We start from the raw sequence: 1,298 nt of genomic DNA, 5'->3' as shown, positions 1-1,298 counted from the left end.
TGAGGTGGTGTCGGCAATTCGGACAGGGTGATAAGCTCATCCCGACCTGAAGGAATGGACGGGAATGAAGACGACGAGAAAGCGCTACAGCGCCGAGTTCAAGGCGAAGGTGGCGATGGAAGCGATCCGGGGCGATCTGACGCTGGCGGAGTTGGCGGCCAAACATGGCATCCACCACACGATGATCGGGGCATGGAAGCGGCAGGCGATGGAGGGCATGGCCAGCCTGTTCGATAATGGCGATCAGAGCTCAAAGGCTGCCAGTGAAGCGGAAATCGAGAAGTTGCACGCCAAGATCGGGCAATTGCTGGTGGAACGCGATTTTTTGGCGAAAGCCTCCGGTCGATGAGCGTGGCCTGGAGGCGATCGAGGATCGAGCCGGCACATCAGCACCTGTCGATCGCGATGCAGTGCCGCCTGCTGTCGATCAGTCGGTCGTCCTATTACTACACGCCGGTGCCGGAAACCGACGAGACGCTGGCGCTGATGACGGTGATCGACGAGACGTTCATGGAATACCCGTGGTACGGTAGCCGGCAGATGGCGCGGCATTTGCGGCGTCTGGGCCATGCGATCGGCCGTCGCCGGGTCCGGCGGCTGATGGCGAAGATGGGGCTGGCGGCAATTTACCAGCGTCCTCGCACGAGCGATCCGCATCCCGAGCATCGGATTTATCCCTATCTGCTGCGCAATCTGGAAATCACGCGCCCCAACCACGTCTGGTGCGCGGACGTGACCTATCTGCCCATGCGCCGGGGCTTCCTGTATCTGGTCGCCATCATGGACTGGGCAAGCCGCAAGGTGCTGGCCTGGCGGCTATCGAACACCATGGATGCCGGCTTTTGCGTAGCGGCCCTGGAGGAGGCGCTGGCCCGTTTTGGTAAGCCCGATATCTTCAATACCGATCAGGGTAGCCAATTCACCAGCAATGCCTTCACCGGTGTGCTGCGCGCAGCCGAGATCAAGATCAGCATGGACGGCCGGGGACGCTGGATGGACAATGTCTTCATCGAACGGCTCTGGCGGTCTGTGAAGTACGAATGCGTCTATCTGCACGCCTTCGAAACCGGATTTGAACTGCGCGCCGGCCTTGGCCGATGGTTCGCATATTATGACAACCATCGCCCGCATTCACGCCTTGCGGGCAAAACCCCAGGCGAGGCATATGGGCAAATCGGCGCTTCAAATCCTGGGGGGCATGCCCCCCAGGATTTGATCACCCAAATGGCGGCATAAAACGACATCCGCGATGAGCTTAACTTAGCCGCCAACCTGTCCAAGAAGGCGAGGCCACCTCA

Annotated in this window: 1 protein-coding gene; it reads left to right on the top strand. The window is 60.2% G+C overall.

The genetic code is table 11. The features are described 5' to 3' along the window. The first annotated feature begins 64 nt into the window (after positions 1-64). Positions 65-1,236 (top strand): IS3 family transposase gene (locus MRBLMA1_RS11520; RefSeq protein WP_363736966.1). Its coding sequence is split into 2 segments (ribosomal slippage): positions 65-329 and positions 329-1,236, totalling 1,173 coding nucleotides; the frame shifts between segments, so codons are not numbered across the junction. Positions 1,237-1,298 lie beyond the last annotated feature (62 nt).

Origin of the sequence: Sphingobium sp. LMA1-1-1.1 (assembly GCF_040676365.1) — a bacterium.
Classification (GTDB): domain Bacteria; phylum Pseudomonadota; class Alphaproteobacteria; order Sphingomonadales; family Sphingomonadaceae; genus Sphingobium.
The sequence above is the reverse complement of the archived record's forward strand: the minus strand, read 5'-3'. Positions and strand labels throughout refer to the sequence as shown.